This is a genomic window from Candidatus Hecatella orcuttiae (assembly GCF_002009985.1).
Taxonomy (GTDB): domain Archaea; phylum Thermoproteota; class Bathyarchaeia; order Hecatellales; family Hecatellaceae; genus Hecatella; species Hecatella orcuttiae.
Map to the genome: position 1 here is coordinate 65391 of NZ_MTLX02000005.1, position 24716 is coordinate 90106.

The window sequence follows — 24716 nt, forward strand, 5'->3', positions numbered from 1 at the left end:
AGGGAGCCGTAAACTTGAGTTTTGAAACGCTCACCCCCCTAGCCGCTCAGCTGGGCTTCGGCGGCCTCTCCGGCTTGGTGGTAGGCTATGCCTTCAAAAAGCTGCTGAAGATACTGGTGGTGCTCGTAGGTCTTTTCTTTGTCGCCCTCATGTATCTTGCCTATGTTGACTTCATAGAAATAAACTACGACAAAATTTCCAGAGCCTTCCAAGGTCTGATCTCAAGTCTTCAAACTGGGGACTTTACCCTCCCCACGTTTATAACCAGCAACGTGCCCTTCGCCGGAAGCTTCGTGGTAGGTTTCGGCATAGGCTTCAAGATGGGATGATACTCCGCCAAAAATAGCTCAGCTCAACCTCAAAGGTTTAATCCATCTCTCCGGCAGGCTTAATCTGTCCTATCCCCGCTTTACCGTCCCGCCTTTCTCCTTCGAGTTGAAGGCGTGGGCGATTTCCTCCACCGCGGAGATGAACCTCTCCACGTCTTGTTGGGTGTTGTAGAGGTAGGTGGAAACCCTCACCGCCCCTTGGGGCTCCTTCAGAACCTCCCTCATAAGAGGATGAGCGCAGAGAAGCCCTGAACGGACTTCCACATCTGCGACAGAGTCCAAGAAGAGGGCTACATCATGGGGGTTGAGGTTTCCGATGTTGAAACAGGTTATGCCAACCTTCCACTCAGGCTCAGGCCCGTGGACTCTGAGGCGGGGGATCGCCTTCAAAGCCTCGTAGATTCGCAGGGTCAGGTTCCTTTCATGGGCCTCGATTTTTTCCAAGCCGATCTTCTTCAAATAATCCGCAGCCGCCCCCAAGCCTATGGCTTCCCCCACCGCCGGAGTTCCCGCCTCAAACCTCCTAGCCTTCTCCTCCAGTCGGTAGGAGGCCGTATCCACGTCGACGATGGCTCCTCCGCCCAAAAGCAGAGGCTCCACTTCCTCCATTACTTCTTCCCGGATGAAGAGGCCGCCGGAACCCGTGGGGCCGCACATCTTGTGGCCTGAAAAAGCCAAGAAGTCGCAGCCCAGCCTTCGAACGTCAACTTGAAGGTGAGGCACCGACTGGGCACCGTCCACCAGCATGTAGGCCCCGTGGTCGTGGGCGATTCGGGAGAACTCTTCCACGGGAAGCTTAGTTCCCAAAACGTTGGAGACCTGAGCTATGCTCACCAGCTTGGTGCGGTCGTCTACCTTTTTTTCCACCTCCGCCAACGGAACTACACCTCGGCTGTCAGGCCATAGGATTCGAAGTTCAACTCCGAACCGTTGGGCGACCCTCAGCCACACCATGTAGTTGGAATGATGCTCAGTGACCGTGGTGACGACGTTGTCTCCTTTCTCCCATGAAAGACCTAAAGAGACGGTGTTGATTCCCTCGGTGGTGTTTCGAACTAGGATCATTTCCTCGGGTTTGGCGTTGATGAACCCGGCGATTTTTTTCCGAGCCTCCTCCAGTTCCTCTGTTGCCCGCTGGGAAAGCTTGTAAAGGCCTCTGCCCACGTTGGCTCTGTATTCTCTGTAATATTCCAGCATTTTTTCCAAGACAGGTTCAGGGGTGAGGCTGGTGGATGCGCTGTCCAAGTAAACTATGCCTGTGTTCAGAATCGGGTAATCTTCCCGGATTTTTTGAACGTCCACGCCGAGAGAAGGCCTCCGAAGATTATGAAAATTAAGCCTAGCAGGTTAAAAATCGTTTCTTCCTTTTCTTAAGCTCATGGAGAATTATTCCGTGGACAGGGAAGCCCCTCTTGGTAAGCGAAGGTTTAACCGTTTTCACCTTCCCTAATAAGATAGGCTGTTAACAGCCGCTGGAAGGGTTGCTGAAACCTTGAGCGTGAAGGAAGTTAAACTGGTTAAAGTCAGCCTCAGAACTGAAAGCAAAGAAAGCCTCCAAGAGTTCGTCGCCACCGAAACTCCAGTAAGCCTTCATCTCAACGGCGAACATTTGGTCACCATCATGGCTTCCCCCGAGAAGTTGAAGGAACTAGCCTTAGGCTTCCTCGTCGGAGAAGGCATCGTCAAGTCGAAGGAGGATGTGCGCAGCCTAGAAGTTGAAGACTCTAAAGTGAGGGTTGAGACCCGCGGAAGCGTGGAACTGAGGGTGAAAGCCTACCAGACAACCCGGCTGGTCACCACGGCTTGCGGGAGCATCGAAGATTTCGTTCGGCTTTTAGACCGCCTAGACCAGCCTAGGGTAAGCTCCCAGCTTAGAGTTCGCCCTGAAGTCATCCTCCAAATTGTGGGGGAGCTCAACCAGAAGGCGCAAGTCTTCAGGCTTACCGGTGGAACTCATGCCGCCTTGGTCTACTCCACAGAAGAAAATCGGACCATAGCTTTTGCGGAGGATGTAGGCCGGCATTCGGCGGTGGATAAAGTTGTGGGGGAGGCTCTCCAGTTTCAGGGAGACCTAGGCCGTTGCCTCTTAGCCAGCACCGGGAGGCTGTCAGGCGACATCGTCATGAAAGCCTCCAGAGTCGGAATCCCCATCATCTCCTCCATAGCCGGCCCCCTTTACTCGGGGGTTATGGCCGCGGAGAAGGTGGGCTCAACCTTGGTCTGCTTCGTCCGAGGCCGGAGGATGAACGTGTACACTTACCCTGAAAGGATAGCCTACCCATAAAATGATAAGAATGTTTTCTTCTATCCCCCGCTGACCGCGGGGAGGACGGAGACTTCATCTCCATCTTTCAATGCGGTTTCTAAGCCTTGGAGGTGTCTGATGTTTTTGCCGTTGACATAGATGTTCAGCAGCCGCCGGAGGTTCCCCGCTTGGTCGAAGACTCTGTCCTTAAATTTTTCCCCGTATCTTTCAACCAGCTGGCTTAAGGCTTCTCGGAGAGAAGAAGCTGAAACCTCCACCTCTCTCTCCCCTCGAGTTAAAGCCGTAAAGACGGATGGAAAGGAAATTTTAACCTTACCCATTTTAGCCTTCTCCCCCTTTCAAGTCGATGATATTTTTCAGAGAATCCATCCTAGGCTCGATCTCCGTGGGTTGAGCCAGAATTTCCGAGACCGCCTCAGGAGTTTTGAGGCCGTTTCCCGTTATGTAACAGACAACCCTCTCGTCAGGTTGAATGTCTCCCTGCTCCACCATTTTCTTTAAGGCCGCGATGACCACGCCTCCCGCAGGCTCTGCGAAGACGCCTTCTGTCTTAGCCAGAAGCTGAACACCCTCCGAAATCTCCTCATCCGTCGCATCTTCTCCTACGCCTCCACTTTCCCTTATGGTCTTCAAGGCGTAAACTCCATCCGCAGGGTCTCCGATGGCTAAGCTTTTCGCTATGGTCTCAGGGTGTTCGATGGGTGTAACCTCCAAGCTTCCAGCCTTGAAGGCTGAAACGATGGGCGCGCAGCCCGCAGGTTGAGCGCTGGAGATTCTGACATCATTTCTGGAAATCAACCCCAGCCGGTGAAGTTCCTCAAACCCCTTGGCTATGGCGCAGAGGAGAGCGCCGCTGGCCGTGGGAACTATTACGTGGTCTGGTGGCTCCCAGTTGAGCTGCTCGCAGACCTCAAAGGCCAAGGTCTTGGAACCCTCCACATAGTAGGGTCTCATGTTGATGTTCACCAGAGCCCAGCCGTAGGTTTCACAAGCCTGAGCCGCCAAGGTGTTAGCGTCGTCGTAGGTTCCCTTTATCGCCACGATGCGGGCTCCGTAGACCGATATTTGAACTATCTTGTTCATTTCGATGTCGCTGGGAACAAAGACGTAGCATGGAAGTCCAGCCTTCGCCGCGTGCGCAGCGGTGGCACAAGCCAAGTTGCCTGTGGAAGCGCAGCCCACTGCTTGAACTCCGAACTCCAATGCCTTGGAAACGGCGACGGAGGTAGGCCGATCCTTGAAAGAATAGGTAGGATTAACGGTGTCATCCTTGATGTACAGGTTTTTCAAGCCTAGCATCTCAGCCAACCTACTGCTCTTGTGAAGGATGGTATATCCCGCCTCCAAGTTTACTATGTTAGCCTTATCGTTGATGGGAAGCAGTTCAAAGTATCGCCAGAGGTTTTTAGGCTTCCCCTCGAAAGAACTCCTCCTGAGACTTAGGGAATCTAGGTCGTAGACGACTTCCAAGGGGCCGAAGCAGTCCTCGCAAGCGTAGAGTCTAACCGGTGGGTACTCTCGACCGCATTCTCTGCATTTCAAGAAGATTTTCTTTTCCAGCCCAACTCCCCACTTAGCGGTCAAGCCTTATAGGTTAGAGATAAAATATGCTAAATATTTAAATCTTCCCGATAATAAAATAACTATGAGTAATAATAAGGTTTCGAGCTATGTCGCTGCACATTCCTTCCGGGAAAGATTTAAAAAGCCTAAGGAAGGCAGCTGGACTAACCCAAAAAGAACTGGCCCTCCACTCCAAGGTAAGTCAATCTCTTATCTCCCGAATCGAAGCAGGGACGGTGGACCCTAGGGTTTCCACCCTCAAAAAAATCTTAGATTCTATTTCTAGCATCAGGAAGGTGAAAAACGTAGCCAGCGTCATGCACCGCCCTGTCATCACCGTCCAGTCCGATGAACCTGTGAGGAAAGCTGTAAACCTCATGGAGAAACATGGAATATCCCAGCTTCCAGTTTTGGAGAAAAACGTCGTCGTAGGAAGCGTACAGGAAGGAACTCTCATCAAGAAAATCTTTCAAAGCAAAAACCCCGAAGAAGTCTTCAGGACAAAGCTGCGAAACATCATGGAGGAAGTCTTCCCAATCCTCGGGCCTAACGCTGGAATCGAGGAAGCTCTGGCAGCGCTCATCCGGGAGAAGCCTGCTGTGCTGGTCATGGATAAAGGCCGCTTGATGGGAATCATCACCAAAATGGACATCATCATGGGAATGCGTTCCAGCCGTTAACCCGGTTTGGGCTAGGGATTCGAACCCACGTCCAGCTGGAAGGGCAGCTACATAGCTAAAGCCTTATTCCGCTCCTTAAACTTGGAAGCGGCTAAGGGTTGACGGGTAACCTGTTCTTGGTTGCTGAGCCATCTTCGAGACCAGTTTTTCAGGCATGCTTCTGAGCAGAAAACGTAGAGTTTGTTTACGCAGCAGGTCTTCCGTGTTAAAGGCTTCTCCCGGATCTGCCTGCCGCAGACTTCGCAGCGCATCAGCAAACCAAAACCACCAGATGAAGTTGTGCTTTAAGTAAAAATAGTATTATGGCGGCCAACTTATAAGTTGATCATTTCCCCCAAAATGTGCTCAGCGTTCCCATCGAGGTTTTTCCCCTTGAACAAAAAGTGCCAACTCTGCCAAGTTAGAGTAGTTTATGCGGTGTGCAGAAGATGCGGTAAAAAAGTCTGCGAAAAATGCAGCTACCACCACGGCCTCTGCGTTCGATGCGCGAAGGACATGGGAAGAAAACGTTAGGGCGCTCCGTTGGAGTAGGCTTTTAAAAGCAGCCTAAACTATCTCCAGTAGAGAACTTTTGACCTTCCCCCAGCCTATAAAAAGATGGCAGAGGATGTCCACAGGTTCTCCCTCCCTAGACAAGCTTCTCCACGGCGGCTTCCCAGCCGGGCAACTGTCTCTTGTTTACGGGGAAGCAGCTTCCGGAAAGTCCACCCTCGCTCTCCAATGCTCTCTCCTCTGTGCTAAACAAGGCTTCCAAGTGCTTTACATCGACGCAGACGGCTCCCTGTCCGCCCAAAGGCTGGAGCAGATGGCCTCCAGCCCTCCACTGGAGGTTGAGCGCATAGGAATTTTCACCCCCCGCAATTTTTACCAGCAAACCGTTTTGATCGAGGGGTTGGAACGCTACATCCACCCCCGGGTAGGTTTGGTCGTCGTGGACACTGTTAACAACCTCTACCGCCTCGCAGCCTCGGAAGCCAAGCTTCTTCCAGCCTCCAACAGAGAGCTGAACAGGCAGCTTGCCTACTTGGCGCATATTTCTAAAACCCACTCCCTGCCCGTGCTTCTCACCAGCCAAGTTCGCAGCGTTTTGGAGGAGGATTTTGAAGTCGACAAGGTGGAACCTGTAGCGACCAGAACTCTCCGGTTCTGGGCTTCCACCATCCTACATTTGAAGCCGACCCCAAGGCCTAACGTGAAGGTCGCCTTTCTGGAGAAGCTTAACGGCCGCCCCCGTTCTCGGCTTTTCTGCCACCTCCGCATCTCCGGCCAAGGCTTAGAATAAGCTGTTAGGGAGATGCTATCTTAAGCTGCAGGAGCATCTGAGCTCCGAATAAGCCTAAGGCAAAAAGGATAATGCCCACTGCCAAAGGCAGGGAAGAGCGTCTTAGTCGGTGGTTTTCCCTCAAGCCATGATAGGCCATGTATCCACCGGCAACACCTAAGGTTAAGAAAAACATGAAAAGAATACCCTCCGCCAAAGTCTGCTCACCTATCTGACCTGGCACCATAAAGGCCGGACCTCCTCTAAGGGAGATCAGCAGCGGAGGCCCCTTCACCACCATGTACAGTCCCCCGGCTAGGAGGAAGAGGACGGCGGCGATGAGGAGGAAAAGAGCCAGCTGGGGGATGAAACTTGGATACTTCACTTCGAAGATGGGAGGCCGGCCGAACTTTTTCGCGAATTTGGCTCTTTTAGCTTTTCTTCTTCTGGAGAACATGGGCGGCAACCTCCTTCACCCAGCTTCCCGTATTAGGGTTGTTCATCACTTCCCGGAGGTAGGTTTCCCAGTCGACTTCCATGGCGGCCTGCCATTGTTTAAAGGTTTCCTTCAGGTTTCGGTAGGCTAAGCTGTGGCGGTCGCAGTAGGAGTCTTCAGGTAAAGCCTCTCTAGAACAGGCGGGGCATTTCCTCTCCGGTTTCTCCACTCCCCTCAGCTCCTAGTTCTCTCAGCCTTGGAGGGACATTCGGGGTTGATGCAGAACTGGAAGGGCCTTCGGCCGGCTGTTTTGTAGACTATGATGGGCCAGTTGCAGGTTTTGCAGGTTTTCTCCGTGGGGGTAACGCTGCCTTTTTGGGGGAGAGGCAAAGCTTTGTTGCATTTCCCCGTGAAGAAATTGGTGCATCCAATGAAGCGTTTCCCGGTTCTTCTGGACCTGAGAATTATGAGGCGGCCTGTTCCACACTGGGGGCAGGGTCCGATGATTCTCCTCCTGAGCATCTCCGCCCTGATGGCTTCCGACAGCTCCACGCCTAGGGCTTCTTCAACCCTCTTCAACTGGGCGAGGATGGGCTTAAGCTCTTGGACGGCTTCTCTGAGGACGCTTCCTCTCCTCTCCAAGCTCTGCTCGATCCTCTCCATTTTTTCCTCCAGCATTCTGGTTAACTCCACGGAGACGATGGACGGACAGTATCGGCCTAGGGAGTTGACCACGGCGAAGCCTAGGTCTGTGGCCACCATTCTTTCCTCCCTGATGTATCCTCTTTCATAGAGAGTTTCGATGATCTCAGCCCTCGTCGCCTTGGTTCCGAGGTTGTTTTCCTCCATGGCCCTGAGGAGGCTGGCTGGATTGTAGCGGGGAGGAGGCTCGGTGTGGTGGAGGAGGCCTTCCACCTTTCTCAGCATGACTTCTTCCCCCACCTTCAAAGGCGGGAGGAGGACCTCTTCCGCTTCCAAGTAAGGCTTGTAGAAGACAGTCCACCCTTCTTCAACCATCCTCCGCCCGTAAAGGAAGAACCGGTAGTCTGCGCAGTTCACCGTGACCTTTGTGCTAAGCCGGAGGGAGGGCGCGCCGAAGGCGGCCATAAACCGTTTGGCGACGAGATCGTAGATTTTAGCCTCATCGCCGGTTAAATCTCTTTCAGGCTTTTTTCCCGTGGGGTAGACAGCCGGATGGGCTGGGTCCTCCCTTTTCCCCTCCCTAGGCCTAAGCTCCTTGGCTGAGAGAAGTTTCCTTGCAAGTTTTTCGTAGGCTGGGTTTTCAGCCAGCCCCTCCAAGACGTTTCGGTAATCGATGGTGGGGGGCAGCTTCTGGCTGCTGGTTCTGGGGTAGGAGATCAAGGCTTCTAAGTAGAGTCTCTCCGCGATGTCCAAGGCTCTTCTTGGGGTGTAGCCGAAGAACCGGTAGGCTTCCCTTTGCAGCGTCCCCAAGTCGAAGGGTTCCGGGGGAGGCCTGCGGAATTCTTTTTCTTCCACGCCCACTATCTTCCCCGTCTTCCCGCTGCATTTTTCCGCTATTTCCTCTGCTTCCCGCTGGCGGCTGATTTTTTCCCTTTCAAATTTAAGCTCGTACTCTTTTTCCCCTATTTGGGCGGAGGCTTTGATTTCCCAATAGGGTGTGGGGACGAAGCTTCGGATATCCCTCTCCCTCTCTACCACCAGTCGAAGGGTGGGCCCTTGCACTCGGCCGACGCTCAGGGTAACGTACTTCTTCGAATGTTTGAGAGCGGAAAGAATGAGCGCCCGGGAGAGGTTGACGCCGTAAAGCCAGTCTACTTCATGACGGGTCTGACCGGCTTCAGCCATTTCAAAGTCTAGGCGAGGCATGAGGTTCTGGTAGGCGTGGTTGAGCTCCCGAGGGGTGAGGGTGGAGAACTTCATCCTTTTGGCTTCCTTTTCTCGGCCGTGGCAGGTGTGTTTGAGGATGATGTAGCCGATGAGGCTGCCTTCCACATCGTAGTCCGCAGCGTTCACCAGCTCGTCGGAGTCCTTTCCCAGCTTTTCAATGAGGTGGATGATGGCCTTGGTTCTCCCAGCTCCCCTTTCCACCTCGTAGCGGGGAGCCCATTTGAAGGTGAAGACAGGGTAAAAGTTCCGCCCTCCCATCTGCTGGGTGACGGTGTAGAGGTGACCGGAAGCCGGGACCACCACCACTTTTCTGCCCGCCCTCTCCAGCTCGAAGTAGGGAATCTTGCTGAAAAGCTTCCTCTTCGGCTTCCCCTCAGCGAGGGCTGATGCTATGCGCTCCGCCGCGTCAGGTTTCTCGGCGATGACCAACGTGTAGTTTCCCATAAACCAAGCCGCCGACTAAAAATTAAGCAAAGTCCCTAATAACATTTCCACGATGGATGAGAGCGGAAAAGCCCTAGGTTAGAGAAAGCTTATTCCTTTCCTCCGTATTTAAATTTCTACGACGTCAAAAATCTGTCCTCGGCTTTGAACGGGAAAATAGATCAGGGGATGGCTGTGCGGAATACGAAGACCTCGGAAAGATTCATGCGCATGCGTCTGGTTACTCAGCGGGACTACGAAGAATTTGTGAAACTCCACGACCGCGTAACCGTTGAGCAGAGTGAGATTCCGATCGGGAAAAGCTGGAGGATCAGCCGGTATGAGCCGGATCGAGAATATAAGCCTGAGGGTACAACCGTCTGGAGTTTTCCGGACAGAGGCTGCTGGGCCACTCATGTAGGGAACTTTCGAGGTAACTTTTCACCCTTCATCCCCCGGAACCTCATTCTGAAATACACGGTGAAAGGCGACTGGGTGCTGGACCAGATGGTCGGCAGCGGAACAACCCTCGTAGAATGCAAACTTCTTCAGAGGAACGCCATAGGCGTAGACATCAATCCTGAAGCAATAATGGTTGCGCGGGATAGACTGAATTTCACTTGCAACTCCCCCTCCTCAGATTACGAGGAGCCGGTCATTCGAACATACGTGGGGGATGCGAGAAACTTAAACGAGGTTGCGGATGAAAGCATAGACCTGATAGTCACCCATCCACCCTATGCCTACATCATAGGATACACCAGGAAAGGCTTGGAGGGGGACATTTCCCAGCTGAGCCTCCCCGACTACCTTAGGGCGATGAGGAAGATAGCGCAGGAGTCCCTGAGAGTGTTGAAAGGAGGGAAACACTGCAGCATCCTCATAGGGGACACCCGCAGACACGCGCACTATGTTCCCCTCGCCTTCCGGGTGATGCAGAAGTTTTTAGAGGCAGGCTTTATCCTGAAAGAAGACATCGTAAAACTGCAACACAAAGTCTTAACAGACCGAGGGAAGTGGCGGAAAGCCTACTATGACTTCTACAAGATCATGCATGAGCACATTTTCGTATTCCGGAAGCCCTCAAAAGAAGAGAAAACAACCAAGTTTAAGCTAAGCGCCAAGTGGTGGTGACTCTCCTCGTCAGTCTGGGATCCGGGGAGGGTCCGAGTAACCTGCGGCTAGGTTTTCAGGGAGGCGAGGGGCAGAGCTCTCCCGTAGTTTTCTTCGATTCTCAGAAGCTCGTTCATCTTGGCAACTCTCTCTCCCCCCAGCACTCCCGCCTTGATGAGGGGGCAGCCGAAGGCAACAGCCAAATGGGCCAGATGGCCTTCGCAGGTCTCCCCTGAACGGTGGGATGCAATGGGGACGAGGCCTGAGCCTCGGGCGAGTTTGGCAGCTTCCAAGGCGTCACTCACCGTTCCCACTTGGTTGGGTTTGATGATGACGGCGGTGGCTGCCTTCAGCCTTATGCCCTCCTCCAGCTTTTCTCGGCTGGTTACGAAGAGGTCGTCTCCGCAGATGAGGCATCCTTTCGCCTTTTCGGTGAGCTCCGCGAAGCCTTGGAAGTCTTCCTCCTCTAAGGGGTCTTCCACGTAGGCTAGGCGGTATTCCTGAATCAACCGGAGAACATGGTCCATATGCTCTTCTCTCCCCAAGGTTCTCCTTTCGCTTTCATACCTGTAGACTTTCGATCTCGAGTCCCAGAAGGAGGAGGCCGCTACATCCAATCCAACCCTAACCTTGACTCCCATTTCTCCGGAAACCTCCTCCGCAGCCTTAGAAACCGCTTCCAAAGCCTCCTCGTTTCCCAGCCTAGGCGCCCACGCGCCTTCATCGCCTTTCCCCCGGGTGAAGCCGGGAGCTCTCTCCTCCAGCAGCTTCCCTAGGCGACGGTGAACTTGAAGGTTGGCTTCGTAGGCTTGGCGGAAGCTCCCACACCCTTCAGCCACCGTCAGATATTCCTGAAAGTCAGGAGCACCCTTACCCGCATGCTTGCCGCCTCCTAGGACGTTTCCCAGCGGGAGGGGCAGCCGAAGGTTCGAGGTTTCTCCCGCCAGCTGGGCGAAAAGGGGAACGCCGTGGGTGGAAGCGGCAGCCTGAGCGGAAGCCAAGGAGACAGCGTAGGCCGTGTTGCCTCCCAACCGGCTGAAGTTCTCCGTACCATCAATCTCGTGGAGGGTTTCGTCCACCAGCTTCTGATTGTCCGCGTCCAAGCCCACCAGCCGAGGTTCCACCGTGCTTCGCAGCTTCTCCACAGCCTCCCTCACGCCTCCGGGAGGGAAGTAGGCAACCTCATACTTGCCTTTACTTTTTCCAGCCGGGGCGGAAGCCCGACCTGAGCCTCCTAAGGTTTTAACTTCAACCTCCACCGTTTCTTCTCCCCGGCTGTTGAAGATTATCCTCGCCTTCACGCTTTGGATGATGGTGAGGGTGGTCAATGGAGCTTTCCTCCTACACTGGAGATACCGTTCACCTACCAGATCAGAGGTTTAGGGAGAAAAAATTTTTCCTCAAACCGGAGAGCTGTCACTACCGGCTGCCTTTGGTGAACTTTTTCGAGAACTCTAGGATTTCATCTAGGATGTCCAGATGGGAGAGAAGCATCCTGCGGCAGCAGTATCGTGTTACCCCCAGACTGTCGAGGACTTTCCCAGCGTCCTCTCCCCCATCCACCCGGCTTCGGAATTCCTCCCACTTGTCTCCGATAAGCCCGCCGCAGGTGAAACATCTCACAGGCACGATAACGGTTTCCAGCCTCCCCTTCGCTGCCTAGGGATCAGAGGCAGCTAAACTATTTAGACGTTACCTCCTCCTCGCAGCAACTTCCACTACCGGTATGATTTCTGCCTTCTCCTTCTAGCCCCTATCCCGCCGAACTTTTTCATCTCCTTCCTCCGGGCGTCTCCTGCCAGCATCGACCTATCTTGGGCGTAGAAGAGTTTCTTCAACTTGCTGCTTTTAAACCAGCTCAGAAGGCCTCGGGCAATGCTCATCCTCACCGCTTCAGCCTGCCCGAAAAAGCCTCCGCCTTTGACGGTGACGTCTATGTCCACCTGCTTCCAAGCGTCGCCGCTCAGGGTTAGGGGCTCTAAGATTTTCTCCCTAGCCACCTCAGGCTGGTAAAATTCCAGTGGAACCCCGTTTATCTTCACAATTCCCGTTCCCGGCCTAATCACAGTCTTAGCTATGGCTGTTTTCTTTTTCCCTACGGCGATTACAGGTTTTTTACCGGGCATCCTATTTCACGCCTCACTTCCAGCCTAGTTCCCGGGAAATCTTCTCCAATGTCACCCAGCCGCATCGAAGCCTTTGAGCCGAAGCCTCCTCCACGGTGTGCATCTTTCTCCCCTCCGCCTCCTTTGGGAGGCCTATGTACACGCGGAGCCTTTTGAAGGCAGCTTTCCCCTTGGCGGTTTCCTTCGGAAGCATACCTCGAACCATCCTTCTCAGAATTCTGTCCGGCCGCCTCACATGTTTCGGGCCGTATTTGGGGTTGCCTCTCCCCACGACCTCCCTGTAAGCTTTGAACTCCTTGAGGCGGCTGTTCTTCCGCCCGGAAAGGACTGCCTTCTCCGCGTTGACGATGGAAATTTTTTCGCCTTTCAAAAGCCTTTTAGCCACCACGCTCGCCAGCCGGCCGGCGATGAGGCCTCGGGCGTCGATGACTGTAAAGTCTTCAGGTAGGGTTGTAGGCAATTTTATCACGCTAAGAGTTTCACTTTCTTCCCTTCAGGGTTGATGGAGAGCATTTCTTCCAGTTTTAAGCATTTGCCCCCAGCTTCCTCTATCTTTTTCCTAGCTTTGGCGGAGAAAGAGAAGGCCGCCACCGTCACGGGATGCGTTAGAAGCCCGGCGCTGAGGGTTTTCCCCGGAACCACAACTTGGTCGCCGCGCTCTGTGTGCCTGTTTATGGTGCTGAGGTTCACGGCGATTCTCCTCCGCTTGGCTTTCTCGAGGAGTTCAGCTACCCTCCTCCAAAGTTTCACCTTCCGCGCTCTAGCCTCCTTACGGAGAAGCCTAGTCAAGGCAGCTCTTTCAGGATTGACTTCAGCCTTCCTCACGTTTGTTTTCCACCTTTGACGGCGAGCTTCTTGGTGACCTCTTCAGCCTTTTTCTTCAAAATCTCTGTTGCTTTGAATAGAACTTGCTTGGCAGACAGGCCTCCTACCGATTCTAGGTTGAAGATGAGGGTTGTATCATCCCAGGAAACATCCACGGCTGAGGGGTCTTGGGGGCATGCCTTCACACACTCGTAGCATAGGGTGCAGGAAACGGGGTCCACAACTACTATCACGTCTTTTTCAACTTGGAGGATGTTTTTAGGGCAGGCGTCAACGCACACCCGGCAGGCGTCGCATTTTTTGAGGTTGATCCTGATGTTAGGCATGTACTTGTAGGCGGCAACGGCGACCGGCTGCCATTTAGCGTGCTTTTTACCTGTTCCCAGCTTCGCGTAGGCTTCGAATTTAAGCTTTTGATTTACCTCCAGTTTGATGATGGGAATCTTGTCGGAAACAGGGCGAATGTGTGGGTCGTCGAACTTCAAGTCGCCTGAATACACCGTCTTCCGCCCGTCTAGGGCCTCTACTTCCAAGGTGGCCGTAGCCCGGCATCGGCTGCATCCCATTTCGCTTTTGCACTCGCATTCCTCGGGAAGAACGTAAGAGTCCAAGTCGGTGGTGAGGGGAATTAAGCCCAGCCTGTGAGCTATGGTCTCGTCATCCAAGGTTGAAGTGTTCTCGTAGAAGAAAACGTCCTCAATGGCCATGCAGGGGACTTCGCTTATCATGATACGCCTCAAGGCGTTGGCGAAGGCAGGGGAAGATTGGGAAAGGATGAAACGGACGCTGTTTCCTTCCGCCTCTAAAACTTTAACCTCCAAAGCCATTCTCCCCTACACTCGCCGTCCTCTTCTTCCTCCCGGCCTTCGGGTTCCGTCATGAGGTATGGGGGTGGCATCTTCGATTCTCCCAATTTTCAAGCCTGACCTGGCGAGAGCGCGGATGGCCGGCTGAGCTCCAGGGCCGGGGGTTTTTTGGAAATGCCCTCCCGGCGCCCTAACTTTGATGTGGACGCCTACGAATCCCCTGTCCTTGGCCATTTGAGCGGCCTTGGACGCTGCCTGCATGGCAGCGTAGGGGGACGACTCCAGCCGGTCGGCTTTGACGAACATGCCTCCTGAGCATAGGGCTACAGTTTCAGCTCCTGAAATGTCGGTGATGTGGACGATGGTGTTGTTGTAGGAGCTGAAGATGTGGGCGATACCCCACTTGTCTTTTTCGCTCACGGATTTTTCCCCCAACTATTGGCCTAGGGTCTTCCTTACAGGGTGTTCCTCTTCCCTGAAGGGGCTGTCGGGGCTGAAGGAGAGCTGACCCTCCTCATCCCTTCGAACCATGTAACTGGGAGCTGTCACCTTTTTCTCTCCAACTTGAATGTGGCCGTGGGTGATAAACTGCCGGGCTTGGTGAAGAGATTTAGCTAAACCCTGCCTGAAGACCACGGTCTGAAGCCTCCGCTCTAGGATGTTCTCCACAACCAAGTCTAGGACGTCTTCCACGGTTCCCCCTTTCTCGATGAGGCCGAGCTTGTAGAGTTTCGAGAGTAGCTCTTCCTCCATTTTCGCCCGTTTCTCAGGGGGCATACCTAGAAGGGAGCGGGCGATGTTTCTGTACTTGGTGAGTTCCGTTTTGTGTTTCCAGAGTTCTCTCTTGTTTCTCAAACCGAAGAGGCCTAGCAGCTTTAGCTCCTCAGCTAAGACATCCGCCTGCCAAGGCTGCCTAGGGGATTCGTATCTCCTCCTAGGTTTTTTCGGATCCCCCATTTCTCTCTGCCTCTGAAGCCTTAAGCTGACTCACGGCGGGCTGCAGCCTTTCTGCTCACACCTATAGCTTTTCCTTTTCTCCCCGTCGTCCTGGTTTTCTGGCCTCTGACCTTCAGTCCTAGGCTGTGGCGGAGGCCTTTCCAGCATTTTATCTCCTTCATGAAGTCTATGTCCATCCTTTCTCTCAAAGCCAGGTCAGACCCGTGAAGGTGTTTATCCGCCCCTGTTTCAGGGTCTTTTCTCCTGTTGTAGAGGAAGCTGGGAAGCCCAGCCTTTTCAGGGTTGTTGATGATATCCTCGATTTTCTGAACAGCTTCATCGCTGAGCTCTCCGACTCTAGCTTCAGGGTTAAGCTGAGCCGCCTTGACCACGGCCCTGGCGAGGTTTATGCCTAAGCCCCTAATTTTAGCTAGTCCGTAGGTTAGCTTTTTGGAACCTTCCACGTCGGTTCCGCAGATTCTTATGATATGCCTGAAACCTTCAGCCAAGCTCGATCACGGCGTATGCATTAAAAGATTTTGAGGTTAATATAAGGATTTAGGCTAATCTCAATTAAAATAAGCGAAAGTTCACCGTAAACGTGGCTTGGAAGGCGGGCTGCAGCCTCCCGGCTTCAAGCAAAATAAGCCGGAAAGGGCTGTTAAAGACAGGGAAGAAGATGATAGACCGAATTTGGCTGGTTCTACCGGAGCTAGGGTACATCAGGGTATCCACGGTCTTAACCGTGACAGCCGCTTTCCTCATGGTGCTAAGTCTTCGGAGGAAGCCCTACGTGGCGTATGTGGTTCGGAAGCGGGAGTTTATCTAGAATTTTTCAGGCTTCCCGTTTTTATGCTCCTTCGGCTTCGACAGCCAAACAGGTTCGTTAACCGTCTCTGAAGCGTTAAATGGTAAATTAACAGCGCGGCTCGCTGAAAATTATAACCTAAAGAAAAAGAGCTGGAAAAGGGTGGAAAAAAGAATGCTCGGCCCGAGGCATCGGGTTGCTTTGACAAGTTAAATTCTGCCCAGCTCTCCGGAGGATATCTTATCCACCAGTGTATTCCACTGTTCCGGGGTCAGTTTACACAGGTTTCCCTCTTCGCCTATTCGGACTTCTTTCTCATCGACTTCTACGGTTGGACAGCAGCTGCCCTCTCCGCATAGGGTCACTATCTTCACACTCTGTCACCTCCGATGATGTGTCTTATCTTCGAAAACTTAATCATGATATTTATCCTTTTATTCTAACAATTGTTAGCCGCCCTTCTGCTTTGAATAGTGTGGCTGTCTTCATTTTTGCTGTTAACGTCTATTTTCAAAATAATTATTAGTCATCGTAACCTGTTATCACTTATTGTGATAAATAGATGGAGGTGAATAAATGTGGAAAAGACCGCGAACGTTGGAAGAGAAATGGTGGAGAAAGCCGGTGTTGATGTTGAACTTTTGATAGATAAGCTTAAGAAGGCTGCGGCAGCTGAATTCACCACCTACTATTACTATACCCTCCTGAGAATGCACTGCACAGGTTTGGAGGGTGAAACAGTCAAGGAGATAGCCGAGGACGCTCGACTTGAAGACCGCCTGCACTTCGAAACTCTTGTCCCCAGAATCTATGAGCTGGGAGGCGAACTCTACCGAGACCTGAAGGAGCTTCATGACGACGCGGCGTGCGCCGCCGCCTATCTCCCCAAAGACCCCAGTAACGTGAAGGAGATTCTCAAGGTTCTGCTGGAAGCTGAAAGGTGCGCTGTGCGGGTTTACACGGAAATCTGCAATATGACCGCGGGAAAAGACCATCGAACCTACGACTTATCCCTAGCCATACTTCATGAGGAGATCGAGCATGAGGCATGGTTCCAAGAAATGCTGGAAGACAGACCGTCCGGACACTTCAGGCGGAGGTATCCCGGAGAGGGACCCTACACCAAAAAGTTCAGGCATATCGAAGCGCCCTAACGTTTCTCAAAAAAATAACCTTTTTCCCTTTTTTTTGAGTAAACCAGTTAAAGGAATAACCACCCATGCTCTTCGGTTTAGAATTAATTCAGATAGGCTTCCTAGCCAGTCTGATGGCGGGTGCTGCCACAGGGCTGGGAGCCATCCCCGTGCTTTTCATCGTCAAGATCTCCGACAGGCTGATGGACGTTCTCCTAGGGTTTGCGGCCGGAATCATGCTCGCCGCCTCTTTCTTCAGCCTGCTCATCCCGGCCATATCCCTTGGCGGGGTGTGGATGGCGGTGTTAGGACTTGTCGTCGGCGTGTTGCTTCTGCACTTGGTTGACCGCTATGTTCCCCACGCACACTTCATTCTAGGTCCGGAAGGGCCTTCTTCGCATCTGGCTTGGGTTTCGCTGCTGGTAATAGCCATCACCATCCACAATTTTCCTGAAGGGTTGGCGGTGGGGGTGAGTTTCGGAAGCGGAGACATTCGAGCGGGAATGGTTTTGGCCACGGGGATAGGTCTCCAGAACATGCCGGAGGGGTTAGCTGTAGCGTTGCCTTTAGTCCTCATCGGTTACCGTCGGTTGAAAGCGCTTGGCTACGCGACGCTCACAGGGCTTGTGGAGCCTCCGGGCGCCCTTTTGGGTTTGCTGGTTGTCACCTTAGCCAGCCCTATTCTTCCCTTTTCTTTGGCCTTCGCAGCCGGGGCTATGATGTTCGTGGTAGCCGATGAGATGATCCCTGAAAGCCACCGTAAAGGTCATGAAAGACCAGCTACCTTCGGGCTTATCTTGGGCTTCGTGATCATGATGCTACTGGACACGCTTTTCGGCTAGGTGAGGGTGCGCCTGTCTACAGCTCAACCCATATGTCTGAATTTTTGACGGCGACCTGAAAAGTTTTAAGAGGCTTTTCGGCTGGAGGCGCCAACACTTCTCCGGTGGTTATGTCGAACTTGGCGTAGTGGAAGCCGCAGGTTATCACTTTGCCTTCTACGTTGCCTAGGTAGAGAGAGTATCCCAGATGGGAGCATCGGTCCTCAACCGCGTAGAAGCTTCCCTGAAAATTGACCACAAGCACCCTCTTTTCCTCTAGGGTGAACACCTTGGACCTACCTTCAGGTATCTCACTCGTCTTGGCTACTTTGACAAATCTGCCCATAATGGTGAACCTGAAAGAAAAAGCTGTTGGGAAAACAAAAAACGTTTTCTGAGACGATAGCCTTAATATCGTTTACAACTTATCTGAGTACATAAAATATATGAAAGGTTATAGTCTTTGGAAGCTGAACTGGTCGCTTTGAGGGGGAAGCCTCCTAAGGTTAAGCCTACGTTCAAATACCGGGATGAATACCTTAAGGGCATAGAGAAGATTTTCTCCCTCTTCATCACCGACGAAGCCTCCCGAGAGTTTCTCTCCTGCACCCTCATCTGCAGGGACTCTAAAACTCTCCTTTCCGGGGGGTACGGGACCGGGAAGACCACGTTCATCGAAATGGCGGCTAAGATGTTCTACAGCAGCCAGCTGGGAATAGTTCGCTCTCATCAGGAGCTTACAACCTTCGACATCCTCTGGGCTTTGGACATTCAGAAATTCATCCAGTCTAAGATAGGGGCCATAACCCCGAGAAGCCTGATCACGGCGCCCTTTAAATTCATAAACGAGGTTCAAAGGCTGAACACTCAATGTCAAAACGCCCTCTTGGAGCTTCTTTCTGACAAGCACGTTGTCTTCTCAGATGTGCGGGCAGAATCCCCTGACTACGTTTGCTTCTTGGACATGAATCCTCATGACATCGGCACAGTCGGCTTGGTCAGAGCCTTGATGGACAGGATAGACTTCTCCCTCAACATCACGCCTCTGGGAACCGGGGACACCACGGAACTCTTGGTCATAAAATACGGAGACCGCCATGTCGACGACCTTCGAACGCTGGCTGAGCCTGTGCTGACCTACGAGCAGATGACGGAGATATGGAGCGACGTGGAGAGAGTTTGGGTTTCAAGGGAAACCTTCCACCGAATCTCCCTGCTGGCCACCTTGCTGAGAAGATGCGTCAGGGTGGAAAGGTCTGTCATGTCCTCCCGGTATAAACTGTCCCACGTGGGCTGCCCTTTCTACGGGGAAGTCTGCATGGACCTTATCATGCCCCTAGCCCACCGCTGGGTTGACTCTTCGGTGAAGCTTTCGAAGGCTAGGGCGTGGCTTCAAGCCCGGGATGAAATCTATTTCGACGACATTCTTTGGGCCATGACCTACACCTTGCCCCACCGCTTAGAGCTCACGCAAAGCGTCTTCGCCAAGTACCCTAATGAAGCAGCGTGGGTCAGCCAAAGGCTGAGGGAGAGTGTAACCTTGAAGGAGAGCCTCTGGGATGAGGCTTTGAAATTTTTGGCGCCTGCGTTAAACGGCGATAAGGCAGCGTTAGCCAAGTTGTCGGAGATGGGGTCCAAAGACCTCGCCGTGGGAGGTCTCTTTGAATGGGTGGAAGAGCGGCTGTTGGAGAGGAAGGAGAAGGAAGCTAAAGCAAGGTGAACGCTCCTCCCGCTGCGAACTCCGCGCCCTGTCGGCTTTAGGGAGTTTGGCCATATATGGCTAAATATGGCATAGTCTTTTTTTTGGCAGAAAGGTTTGGTGTTGATGCCAAGGTAGTGTGGCGGTGAAAGGGGTTGAAGGGATGAATCCTAGGGAGAGGGTGGAGGAGGCTTTGAGGCTGAGGCAGCCTGACCGGGTTCCAGTGCACCCTCACATCAGCCGGTGGGCGGCGAAGCTTACCGGGTCGACGGTTCAGGATTATTATCTGAAGCCGGAGGTCATGGTTCAAAGCCAGAAGACAGCTTGGAGGCTTCTAGGCCACGAGGTTGTCTACATCGGAAGCGACATCACCGTCGAGGCTCAGGCCTTAGGCTGTCAGAGCTCCTTCCCCCCTCAAGGTCCCCCCATGGTGGTGAAGCCTGTGCTGGAGGACGCTGCCCGCCTCCCAAGCCTCAAGCCTCCCAAGCCTCGAGAAAACCGGCGTATGAGCCTTGTGCTGGAAGCCTTGAGAAGGGCTGAGGAGGAATTTCGGAAGTCGGAGCTGATGATCTGCGGCGACGTGGTGGGTCCCCTCACCTTAGCCGGCTACCTCCGGGGAGCGGAAAACTTGGTCCGCGACGTAGCTCGAAGCAGCAGCCACCTGCCCGCTCTCTTGGAGCTTGCAACAGAGACCATTGTTTCCTACGCGGAGGAGCAGGTGGAAAGCGGAGCTCACATGGTTCTTATCAACGACCCCATGGCCTCCGGAAGCTTCGTCAGCCCTGAGCACTACCGGCTTTACGCGGCGCCCTATCAGAGGCGAATCGCGTCCTGCCTCCGGGAACTGGGCGCTTATACCATGCTTCACATCTGCGGGAACACCTCGGAGAGGCTGGGGTTGATGGCTGAAACCGGCATCCACGCCCTCAGCCTCGACGCCAAGGTTGACCTTCAATTCGCCAAGGAAACCGTGGGAAAAAAGGTTTGCATCGCCGGAAACCTAGACCCGGTTAGAGTGCTGATGGAAGGCAAGCCTGAGGACGTGAAACGGGAAGCCGCTGGAGCCATCGAAAAGGCCGGCGGGGGCGGAGGCTTCATCCTCATGCCCGGCTGCGGGGTGCCTGAGCCTGTTCCGGCGGAGAACTTGAAGGCCATGATGGACGCCGTTAGAGCTCACGGTCTTTACCGTTAGGAAACTGTTTAAATTTTCCCCGGCGGCATGGGGTAGTGGGAAGGCGGCGAAATCAGGAGCGTCGGTGCGGTGGTGGAGCTGGGTCTCCAACCCATGGAGGGCGACCATCTGGAGACTTTCCAAGGCGTCATCTTCAGCGTCAAAGGGCCTCTGCATCCTCCCGGCTACGTCGTCGCCTTCCCCAAGTATTACCCCAGCCCGGAGGGTTCAAGGGTCAGAGGAGGAAGGCGGTACGCTAAACTTGTCTCCTTGAAGGATTTCTACTCTTACGTGGAGAGAAACTGCCCTCAATACCTCCGCTTCGACCCGGTGTTGGGCGGGGAGGTCATCCAAGTTCCCCGCTTCCACATCGCCCGCTACCACACGCCGACCCAAGCCTTAGCTCAGCTTGCGGAGAAGGATAAACTCGACCCCGTGGAGAAGGACATCCTACAAATGGCCTTGTTCTTCAAGGAGGCAGCCGGCATTCCCCTCAGTGACTTGGGTGTATCCGGCTCGGTGATGCTGGGCCTCCATTCTTCCACCTCCGACATAGACCTGGTAATCTACGGGGAGGAAAACTGCCGGAAAGCCTACCGAGTTCTCTCCCAGCTGAGGGGGAAGGAGGGCGCCCCCATCCAACCCTTCACCGACGGCGAGTTGGCGGGCCTCTACCAGTCAAGGGTTGCAGATACCCCGATGGATTTTGAACTCTTCCTCCAAGTGGAGAAGAGAAAAGTTCTTCAGGGAAAGTTCTGCGGGCGAGGCTACTCTTTGAGGCTGCTGAAAAAACGCGGAGAACTGGGAGAAGAATATGGCGCCGTGAAATACCGCCCCTTGGGCAGCGTGGAGATTGAAGCCGTGGTGGCTGAGGATGGGGAGGCCGTCTTCACCCCCTGCCGTTACCTTTTGGAGGAGGTTTCCTTCCTCCGGGGGGAAGCCCCTGGGCTGGTAGCGGAGATAGTCTCCCACAGGGGACGCTTCTGCGAGCAGGCTCGACGCTGGGAAAAGATCCGCGTCCTCGGGAAGCTGGAGAAGGTTGTCTCCTCCGAGCGTGAACGTTTCCGGCTGCTCGTGGGGAGCGCCCCCGGGGATTTCTTCTTCCCTCTCCCCCCGCTGGAAGGAGTCCGCAGCCGGGCTGAGCGAAGGCAGTCTGGCCAGTTGGAGAAATGAAAATGAGGGCTATGAAGGTTTTCAGGGACCGGGACTACGTCAAGACGGGGGAGAGTTTTTTCTTCTGCGTGGTGGATGAGGTTCACCCTCCCGGCCGGGTTACAGCCTACCTCAAATACGCCCCTGAAAAGGGCGGTGGAGGCCGATACCGGAGGGCTCTGCCCTTCTACTCCGTGCCCCACGTGGAAGACACACTTCGGTTTTTGGAGAAAAACCACCCTCGTTACCTTTTCCTAGACCCCCTCAGCGGGTTAAGGTTCTCAGCTGTCCCTCTGGAGGATATAGCCTGCCACTACTGCCCTGAGGAAAGACTCCGCAGCCTCCTCGCCGAGGGAGCTCCAGACGACTTGGAGAGGAAAGCCCGAGACTTAGCGGTGCTCCTCAGCCGGCGGGGCGGGGTGGAAACCCAAGCCTTGGGCTTAACGGGCTCCATCCTCATCGGCCTGCATAACCCCCGGTACTCGGACATAGACCTCATCGTCTACGGAAAAAACAGCAGCCTCAAAGTCAGAGACGCCCTCCTAACCCTCTACGGAGAAGGAGACTCGGAGGTGCGGAGGTTTGAGGGAGAACGCCTGAAAGCTTGGTGCCTAGAGAAAACCCAGCTTCACCCCCTCACCCCTGAGGAGGCTGAGTTCCTCTACCAGCGGGCCTGGAATAGAGGCGTCTTCCGCGGCGTCATGTTCTCCGTTCACCCCGTGCGGTTGGACTTTGAGGTTGAGGATGCCTACGGAAGAAAAAAGACAACCCCGGAGGGCATCGTCCAGATTGAGGCTAGAATTCAGGATGATGGGGAAGCCATTTTCCTTCCCTCCGTCTACAAAGTGCGGGAAGTGAAAGTGACGGAAGGACCTGCGGTCGAAGACCTCACAGAACTCGTCTCCTACGAGGGCCTCTACGGAGGCGTCTACCGGAAGGGGGAGCAGGTTGCCGCCCGAGGGCTGCTGGAGAAGGTGGAAGACCTCCGAAGCGGAAAAACCTACCGAAGAGTTCTAGTAGGCTCGAGGGCAGCCCGTGGAGCCGATTACATAAAACTTCTTCCCCAACCCAGAATGAGAGGCGAATGAACGTCTAAACTCCCACTGTTTTCCCCGCTTTCAAGCTAGGGTTTTCCCTCTAATTTCTGAGGCAGCAGCACATGTTGAAGGTTTTCAGTCTTCAAGGTCTTCAGCCTCTGAATCAGCTTCCTGAGAGGGTCTATGCCGCCTTTCACGGCTAGGGTCTCTAGGCACCGATGCCTGTCGAGATGAATGTGGAGGGTGGTGGTTATGACCTCCGAGTAGGCGTGCTGAATCTCGGTTAGGCTCTGGAGAAGCCCCGGGGTTTCGTGGGCGTAGGTGAAGGTGATAGTCCCCACGAAGGTTCCCCCCCGGGTTCGGCTTAAAGCCTGGTAGTCGGCTATGAATTTTTGAAGCGCGTCCGCCACGGCCTTCGAGCGGTTGCGATAACCTATAGCCCTAGCTGTGTCCTCAAACTCCCTGTTAAGCTCCCTCGGCAGGGTTACACTTATCCTGGTAACTTTTGACCGGGTCAAGGTTTCCCTCCTCCAACCCAGTATTTTGTAGTGTAACTCCTCAACTTAAAAGGCCATGCTCTCGCTGCGCCGGAGCACTACCGTTATATTTCAGCTTCACCGAATACCCTTTATACTGCCCAGCAATCGCGAACAGCCCCGGTTGGTGAAAAACGATGGACGTTGAAAGCTTGAAGGAAGTAGAAGAAACCACCATCACCAAAGCCATCGTGGAGAAGGCCATGGAAGACTGGCTCAGCCTCTCCGAGGTCGATGTAGCCGTGGTCGGCGCTGGGCCCTCCGGCCTGACTGCAGCCCGCTACCTGGCCAAGGCCGGGTTGAAGACCGTGGTCTTTGAGAGGAGGCTTTCCTTCGGCGGAGGGATGGGCGGAGGAGGCATGCTCTTCCACAAGCTGGTCATCCAGTCTCCCGCCGACGTTGTCTTGAGGGAGGTAAACTGCAGGCTGGAGCCCTTGGAGGAAGGCGTCTACGTGGTGGACACGGCGGAGATGATGGCCAAACTGGCAGCAGGGGCCTTGGACGCAGGGGCTAAGATACTTCTCGGCTTGGTGGTGGACGACGTCATCATCCGAGGGGAAACCCCCACCATCACGGGGGTTGTAGTCCAGTGGACGGCGGTGACCATGTCCGGGCTTCACGTGGACCCTTTGGGGGTGAAGGCCAAAGCCGTGGTGGACTGCACAGGGCATGACGCGGAGGTTTTGGTCATCGCTTCGAGGAAAAACCCTGAGCTGGGCTTCACCGTGCCCGGGGAAGCGTCCATGTGGGCCCCCAAGGCGGAGAGGCTGATGCTGGAGAAGACAGGGCAAGTCTGCCCCGGGCTTTATGTGGCTGGAATGGCCACGGGAGCCGTTCACCAGACACCCCGCATGGGGCCGATTTTCGGCGGCATGCTTCTCTCAGGCCGGAGAGTCGCTGAAGTCATCCTCAGAGACTTGGGTTGAAGGGGCAAGGGGTTAAAGCTTCCGAACGGCTTCAACCAGCGCCCTCACCATGAGTTGAAGAGCCTTTTCGCCTTTTTCCCGGCTGGCTAGGGTAGGGTCGCCTATCACCCCCGTGGCAGTGTCCCCGCCGATGGATTTTCCAGAGCTGAAGACCCGAGCTGCCGCCTGCAGGTTGGCAGTGGTGAGTCCTCGGGGAAGCCATTCCGGCGTCTCCTTGGCAGCCTTGTCCATTTTCACCCTCTCAGGGCAGACGGCCAGCATGAGGGAGGTTTCCAGCTCCTCAGCGTGGACGAATATTTCCTCCTCCAAGGGGATCTCCCTCGCCAAGACTTCGGTGGGGAGGACGGTGAAAGGGCAGAGATGGTGAACGTTCAAGCCTTCTTTTCTGAGGTTTTGCGCCAGCTCCTCCACCAATTCACATTGTCCCGCGTGGCCGTTGAGCAGCACCATTTTCTCCACACCGTTTCTGGCTAGGCTTCGGGCAATGTCCCCGAGGACCTGTTTCAGGGTTTCAGCCTTGAGGCTGATGGTTCCAGCCCTAGGGAAGTGCTCCTCAGAGCAGCCGTAGGGCAGAACAGGGAGGACCAGTCCCCCCACCTCCTCAGCTACCTTCACGGCCATTTCCCAGACGTTCATGTAGTCGGTTCCCACGGGAAGGTGGGGACCATGTTGCTCCGTGCTTCCCAGGGGCAAGATCACGCAGGTTTCCCGTGGGATGAGTTCCTGAAGCTCAGGGGATGTCTTCTCAGCCCAAAACATCTTAAACCAGCCCTATGGAAAAAAGAAGGAAACTCTTTATT

34 protein-coding genes are annotated in these 24716 nt (G+C 54.1%); 14 read left to right on the top strand and 20 right to left on the bottom strand.

The window, feature by feature from the left end:
* Positions 1-14 precede the first annotated feature (14 nt).
* Positions 15-329 (top strand): FUN14 domain-containing protein, encoded by a 315-nt coding sequence (locus BWM17_RS03130; RefSeq protein ID WP_309492463.1) that lies wholly within the window; start codon positions 15-17, stop codon positions 327-329.
* A 69-nt stretch (positions 330-398) separates the two neighbouring features.
* Here BWM17_RS03130 and BWM17_RS03135 read toward each other — a convergent pair whose 3' ends face one another.
* Complete coding sequence (locus BWM17_RS03135; protein ID WP_309492464.1) at positions 399-1631, bottom strand: cysteine desulfurase; 1233 nt, start codon at positions 1629-1631, stop codon at positions 399-401.
* A 196-nt stretch (positions 1632-1827) separates the two neighbouring features.
* Here BWM17_RS03135 and fdhD point away from each other — a divergent pair, with 196 nt between their 5' ends.
* Entirely contained in the window at positions 1828-2613 is a 786-nt protein-coding gene (fdhD, locus tag BWM17_RS03140) for a formate dehydrogenase accessory sulfurtransferase FdhD (RefSeq protein ID WP_309493714.1), read from the top strand.
* Positions 2614-2633: 20 nt separating this feature from the next.
* On the opposite strand, the gene BWM17_RS03145 is transcribed toward fdhD, so the two are convergent.
* Complete coding sequence (locus BWM17_RS03145) at positions 2634-2915, bottom strand: ubiquitin-like small modifier protein 1 (protein WP_309492465.1); 282 nt, start codon at positions 2913-2915, stop codon at positions 2634-2636.
* Between the two features lies 1 nt (position 2916).
* The gene (locus tag BWM17_RS03150; RefSeq protein ID WP_309492466.1) at positions 2917-4179 is read right to left on the bottom strand and encodes a threonine synthase; all 1263 of its coding nucleotides are present in this window, start codon (positions 4177-4179) and stop codon (positions 2917-2919) included.
* Positions 4180-4265: 86 nt separating this feature from the next.
* Here BWM17_RS03150 and BWM17_RS03155 point away from each other — a divergent pair, with 86 nt between their 5' ends.
* Positions 4266-4838 carry a CBS domain-containing protein gene (locus BWM17_RS03155; protein ID WP_309492467.1) on the top strand — a complete coding sequence of 191 codons (573 nt, stop codon included), beginning with the start codon at positions 4266-4268 and terminating at the stop codon, positions 4836-4838.
* A gap of 47 nt (positions 4839-4885) precedes the next feature.
* Here BWM17_RS03155 and BWM17_RS03160 read toward each other — a convergent pair whose 3' ends face one another.
* Entirely contained in the window at positions 4886-5089 is a 204-nt protein-coding gene (locus BWM17_RS03160; RefSeq protein ID WP_342766498.1) for a hypothetical protein, read from the bottom strand.
* Between the two features lie 121 nt (positions 5090-5210).
* Here BWM17_RS03160 and BWM17_RS03165 point away from each other — a divergent pair, with 121 nt between their 5' ends.
* A complete protein-coding gene (locus tag BWM17_RS03165) occupies positions 5211-5351 on the top strand; it encodes a hypothetical protein (RefSeq protein ID WP_309492469.1) in 141 nt (46 codons plus the stop codon).
* A gap of 94 nt (positions 5352-5445) precedes the next feature.
* A complete protein-coding gene (locus tag BWM17_RS03170) occupies positions 5446-6120 on the top strand; it encodes an AAA family ATPase (RefSeq protein WP_309492470.1) in 675 nt (224 codons plus the stop codon).
* A 4-nt stretch (positions 6121-6124) separates the two neighbouring features.
* Here BWM17_RS03170 and BWM17_RS03175 read toward each other — a convergent pair whose 3' ends face one another.
* The 3 genes from BWM17_RS03175 to topA are packed head-to-tail and all read right to left on the bottom strand — an operon-like array spanning position 6125 to position 8848.
* Complete coding sequence (locus BWM17_RS03175; protein ID WP_309492471.1) at positions 6125-6556, bottom strand: hypothetical protein; 432 nt, start codon at positions 6554-6556, stop codon at positions 6125-6127.
* Complete coding sequence (locus BWM17_RS03180; protein ID WP_309492472.1) at positions 6531-6764, bottom strand: hypothetical protein; 234 nt, start codon at positions 6762-6764, stop codon at positions 6531-6533. The genes BWM17_RS03175 and BWM17_RS03180 overlap by 26 nt, the downstream gene beginning before the upstream one ends.
* A 5-nt stretch (positions 6765-6769) precedes the next feature.
* Positions 6770-8848: a DNA topoisomerase I gene (topA, locus tag BWM17_RS03185; protein WP_309492473.1), complete on the bottom strand. Its 2079-nt coding sequence runs from the start codon at positions 8846-8848 to the stop codon at positions 6770-6772.
* 210 nt (positions 8849-9058) lie between these two features.
* Between topA and BWM17_RS03190 the strand changes: the two genes are divergently transcribed.
* Complete coding sequence (locus tag BWM17_RS03190) at positions 9059-9961, top strand: TRM11 family SAM-dependent methyltransferase (RefSeq protein WP_342766499.1); 903 nt, start codon at positions 9059-9061, stop codon at positions 9959-9961.
* Positions 9962-10008: 47 nt separating this feature from the next.
* Here BWM17_RS03190 and eno read toward each other — a convergent pair whose 3' ends face one another.
* The 9 genes from eno to BWM17_RS03235 form a co-directional block, all read right to left on the bottom strand.
* Positions 10009-11268, bottom strand: coding sequence for a phosphopyruvate hydratase (eno, locus tag BWM17_RS03195; RefSeq protein ID WP_309492475.1), 1260 nt, complete (start codon positions 11266-11268; stop codon positions 10009-10011).
* A gap of 91 nt (positions 11269-11359) precedes the next feature.
* Positions 11360-11584 carry a DNA-directed RNA polymerase subunit N gene (locus tag BWM17_RS03200; RefSeq protein ID WP_342766500.1) on the bottom strand — a complete coding sequence of 75 codons (225 nt, stop codon included), beginning with the start codon at positions 11582-11584 and terminating at the stop codon, positions 11360-11362.
* A gap of 74 nt (positions 11585-11658) precedes the next feature.
* Positions 11659-12066, bottom strand: a complete 408-nt coding sequence (locus BWM17_RS03205; protein ID WP_309492477.1) for a 30S ribosomal protein S9 — start codon at positions 12064-12066, stop codon at positions 11659-11661.
* A 13-nt stretch (positions 12067-12079) separates the two neighbouring features.
* Positions 12080-12535: a 50S ribosomal protein L13 gene (locus tag BWM17_RS03210; RefSeq protein ID WP_309492478.1), complete on the bottom strand. Its 456-nt coding sequence runs from the start codon at positions 12533-12535 to the stop codon at positions 12080-12082.
* On the bottom strand, positions 12532-12891 hold the full coding sequence (locus BWM17_RS03215) for a 50S ribosomal protein L18e (RefSeq protein ID WP_309492480.1): 360 nt from the start codon (positions 12889-12891) through the stop codon (positions 12532-12534). The genes BWM17_RS03210 and BWM17_RS03215 overlap by 4 nt, the downstream gene beginning before the upstream one ends.
* Positions 12888-13712 carry a DNA-directed RNA polymerase subunit D gene (locus BWM17_RS03220; protein WP_309492481.1) on the bottom strand — a complete coding sequence of 275 codons (825 nt, stop codon included), beginning with the start codon at positions 13710-13712 and terminating at the stop codon, positions 12888-12890. The genes BWM17_RS03215 and BWM17_RS03220 overlap by 4 nt, the downstream gene beginning before the upstream one ends.
* Positions 13713-13724: 12 nt before the next feature.
* Positions 13725-14117: a 30S ribosomal protein S11 gene (locus tag BWM17_RS03225; RefSeq protein ID WP_309492482.1), complete on the bottom strand. Its 393-nt coding sequence runs from the start codon at positions 14115-14117 to the stop codon at positions 13725-13727.
* Between the two features lie 15 nt (positions 14118-14132).
* On the bottom strand, positions 14133-14654 hold the full coding sequence (locus BWM17_RS03230; RefSeq protein WP_309492483.1) for a 30S ribosomal protein S4: 522 nt from the start codon (positions 14652-14654) through the stop codon (positions 14133-14135).
* 20 nt (positions 14655-14674) lie between these two features.
* On the bottom strand, positions 14675-15142 hold the full coding sequence (locus BWM17_RS03235; protein ID WP_309492484.1) for a 30S ribosomal protein S13: 468 nt from the start codon (positions 15140-15142) through the stop codon (positions 14675-14677).
* Between the two features lie 92 nt (positions 15143-15234).
* Between BWM17_RS03235 and BWM17_RS03240 the strand changes: the two genes are divergently transcribed.
* On the top strand, positions 15235-15462 hold the full coding sequence (locus BWM17_RS03240) for a hypothetical protein (RefSeq protein ID WP_309492485.1): 228 nt from the start codon (positions 15235-15237) through the stop codon (positions 15460-15462).
* Between the two features lie 188 nt (positions 15463-15650).
* On the opposite strand, the gene BWM17_RS03245 is transcribed toward BWM17_RS03240, so the two are convergent.
* Positions 15651-15815, bottom strand: coding sequence for a hypothetical protein (locus BWM17_RS03245; protein ID WP_309492486.1), 165 nt, complete (start codon positions 15813-15815; stop codon positions 15651-15653).
* Positions 15816-16019: 204 nt separating this feature from the next.
* Between BWM17_RS03245 and dps the strand changes: the two genes are divergently transcribed.
* A complete protein-coding gene (gene dps / locus BWM17_RS03250; RefSeq protein WP_309492487.1) occupies positions 16020-16595 on the top strand; it encodes a DNA protection during starvation protein in 576 nt (191 codons plus the stop codon).
* A 65-nt stretch (positions 16596-16660) separates the two neighbouring features.
* Positions 16661-17416 (top strand): ZIP family metal transporter, encoded by a 756-nt coding sequence (locus BWM17_RS03255; protein WP_309492488.1) that lies wholly within the window; start codon positions 16661-16663, stop codon positions 17414-17416.
* 16 nt (positions 17417-17432) lie between these two features.
* Here BWM17_RS03255 and BWM17_RS03260 read toward each other — a convergent pair whose 3' ends face one another.
* Complete coding sequence (locus BWM17_RS03260; protein WP_309492489.1) at positions 17433-17741, bottom strand: non-heme iron oxygenase ferredoxin subunit; 309 nt, start codon at positions 17739-17741, stop codon at positions 17433-17435.
* Positions 17742-17858: 117 nt separating this feature from the next.
* Here BWM17_RS03260 and BWM17_RS03265 point away from each other — a divergent pair, with 117 nt between their 5' ends.
* From BWM17_RS03265 to BWM17_RS03280, 4 genes are all read left to right on the top strand, one after another.
* Positions 17859-19115, top strand: coding sequence for an AAA family ATPase (locus BWM17_RS03265; protein WP_309492490.1), 1257 nt, complete (start codon positions 17859-17861; stop codon positions 19113-19115).
* A gap of 118 nt (positions 19116-19233) precedes the next feature.
* Positions 19234-20286, top strand: coding sequence for a uroporphyrinogen decarboxylase family protein (locus BWM17_RS03270; protein ID WP_309492491.1), 1053 nt, complete (start codon positions 19234-19236; stop codon positions 20284-20286).
* A 69-nt stretch (positions 20287-20355) separates the two neighbouring features.
* Complete coding sequence (locus tag BWM17_RS03275) at positions 20356-21438, top strand: nucleotidyltransferase domain-containing protein (protein WP_309492492.1); 1083 nt, start codon at positions 20356-20358, stop codon at positions 21436-21438.
* A gap of 2 nt (positions 21439-21440) precedes the next feature.
* Positions 21441-22505: a nucleotidyltransferase domain-containing protein gene (locus tag BWM17_RS03280; protein ID WP_309492493.1), complete on the top strand. Its 1065-nt coding sequence runs from the start codon at positions 21441-21443 to the stop codon at positions 22503-22505.
* A gap of 35 nt (positions 22506-22540) precedes the next feature.
* Here the strand turns inward: BWM17_RS03280 and BWM17_RS03285 are convergent, their stop codons facing one another.
* Positions 22541-22972, bottom strand: coding sequence for a CopG family ribbon-helix-helix protein (locus BWM17_RS03285; protein ID WP_309492494.1), 432 nt, complete (start codon positions 22970-22972; stop codon positions 22541-22543).
* A 155-nt stretch (positions 22973-23127) separates the two neighbouring features.
* Here BWM17_RS03285 and BWM17_RS03290 point away from each other — a divergent pair, with 155 nt between their 5' ends.
* Positions 23128-23916, top strand: coding sequence for a sulfide-dependent adenosine diphosphate thiazole synthase (locus BWM17_RS03290; RefSeq protein WP_309492495.1), 789 nt, complete (start codon positions 23128-23130; stop codon positions 23914-23916).
* A 12-nt stretch (positions 23917-23928) separates the two neighbouring features.
* Here BWM17_RS03290 and BWM17_RS03295 read toward each other — a convergent pair whose 3' ends face one another.
* Positions 23929-24675, bottom strand: a complete 747-nt coding sequence (locus BWM17_RS03295) for a creatininase family protein (RefSeq protein ID WP_309492496.1) — start codon at positions 24673-24675, stop codon at positions 23929-23931.
* Between the last annotated feature and the right edge of the window lie 41 nt (positions 24676-24716).

Bases quoted from the DNA above. Each gene is read 5' to 3' on its own strand.
- BWM17_RS03170 (WP_309492470.1), top strand. From the start codon at position 5,446: ATGTCCACAGGTTCTCCCTCCCTAGACAAGCTTCTCCACGGCGGCTTC.
- BWM17_RS03205 (WP_309492477.1), bottom strand. From the start codon at position 12,066: ATGCCCGGTAAAAAACCTGTAATCGCCGTAGGGAAAAAGAAAACAGCC.
- BWM17_RS03175 (WP_309492471.1), bottom strand. From the start codon at position 6,556: ATGTTCTCCAGAAGAAGAAAAGCTAAAAGAGCCAAATTCGCGAAAAAG.
- BWM17_RS03155 (WP_309492467.1), top strand. From the start codon at position 4,266: ATGTCGCTGCACATTCCTTCCGGGAAAGATTTAAAAAGCCTAAGGAAG.
- BWM17_RS03255 (WP_309492488.1), top strand. From the start codon at position 16,661: ATGCTCTTCGGTTTAGAATTAATTCAGATAGGCTTCCTAGCCAGTCTG.
- BWM17_RS03280 (WP_309492493.1), top strand. From the start codon at position 21,441: ATGAGGGCTATGAAGGTTTTCAGGGACCGGGACTACGTCAAGACGGGG.
- BWM17_RS03145 (WP_309492465.1), bottom strand. From the start codon at position 2,915: ATGGGTAAGGTTAAAATTTCCTTTCCATCCGTCTTTACGGCTTTAACT.
- BWM17_RS03190 (WP_342766499.1), top strand. From the start codon at position 9,059: ATGCGTCTGGTTACTCAGCGGGACTACGAAGAATTTGTGAAACTCCAC.
- BWM17_RS03295 (WP_309492496.1), bottom strand. From the start codon at position 24,675: ATGTTTTGGGCTGAGAAGACATCCCCTGAGCTTCAGGAACTCATCCCA.
- BWM17_RS03260 (WP_309492489.1), bottom strand. From the start codon at position 17,741: ATGGGCAGATTTGTCAAAGTAGCCAAGACGAGTGAGATACCTGAAGGT.
- BWM17_RS03230 (WP_309492483.1), bottom strand. From the start codon at position 14,654: ATGGGGGATCCGAAAAAACCTAGGAGGAGATACGAATCCCCTAGGCAG.
- topA (WP_309492473.1), bottom strand. From the start codon at position 8,848: ATGGGAAACTACACGTTGGTCATCGCCGAGAAACCTGACGCGGCGGAG.
- BWM17_RS03160 (WP_342766498.1), bottom strand. From the start codon at position 5,089: ATGCGCTGCGAAGTCTGCGGCAGGCAGATCCGGGAGAAGCCTTTAACA.
- BWM17_RS03290 (WP_309492495.1), top strand. From the start codon at position 23,128: ATGGACGTTGAAAGCTTGAAGGAAGTAGAAGAAACCACCATCACCAAA.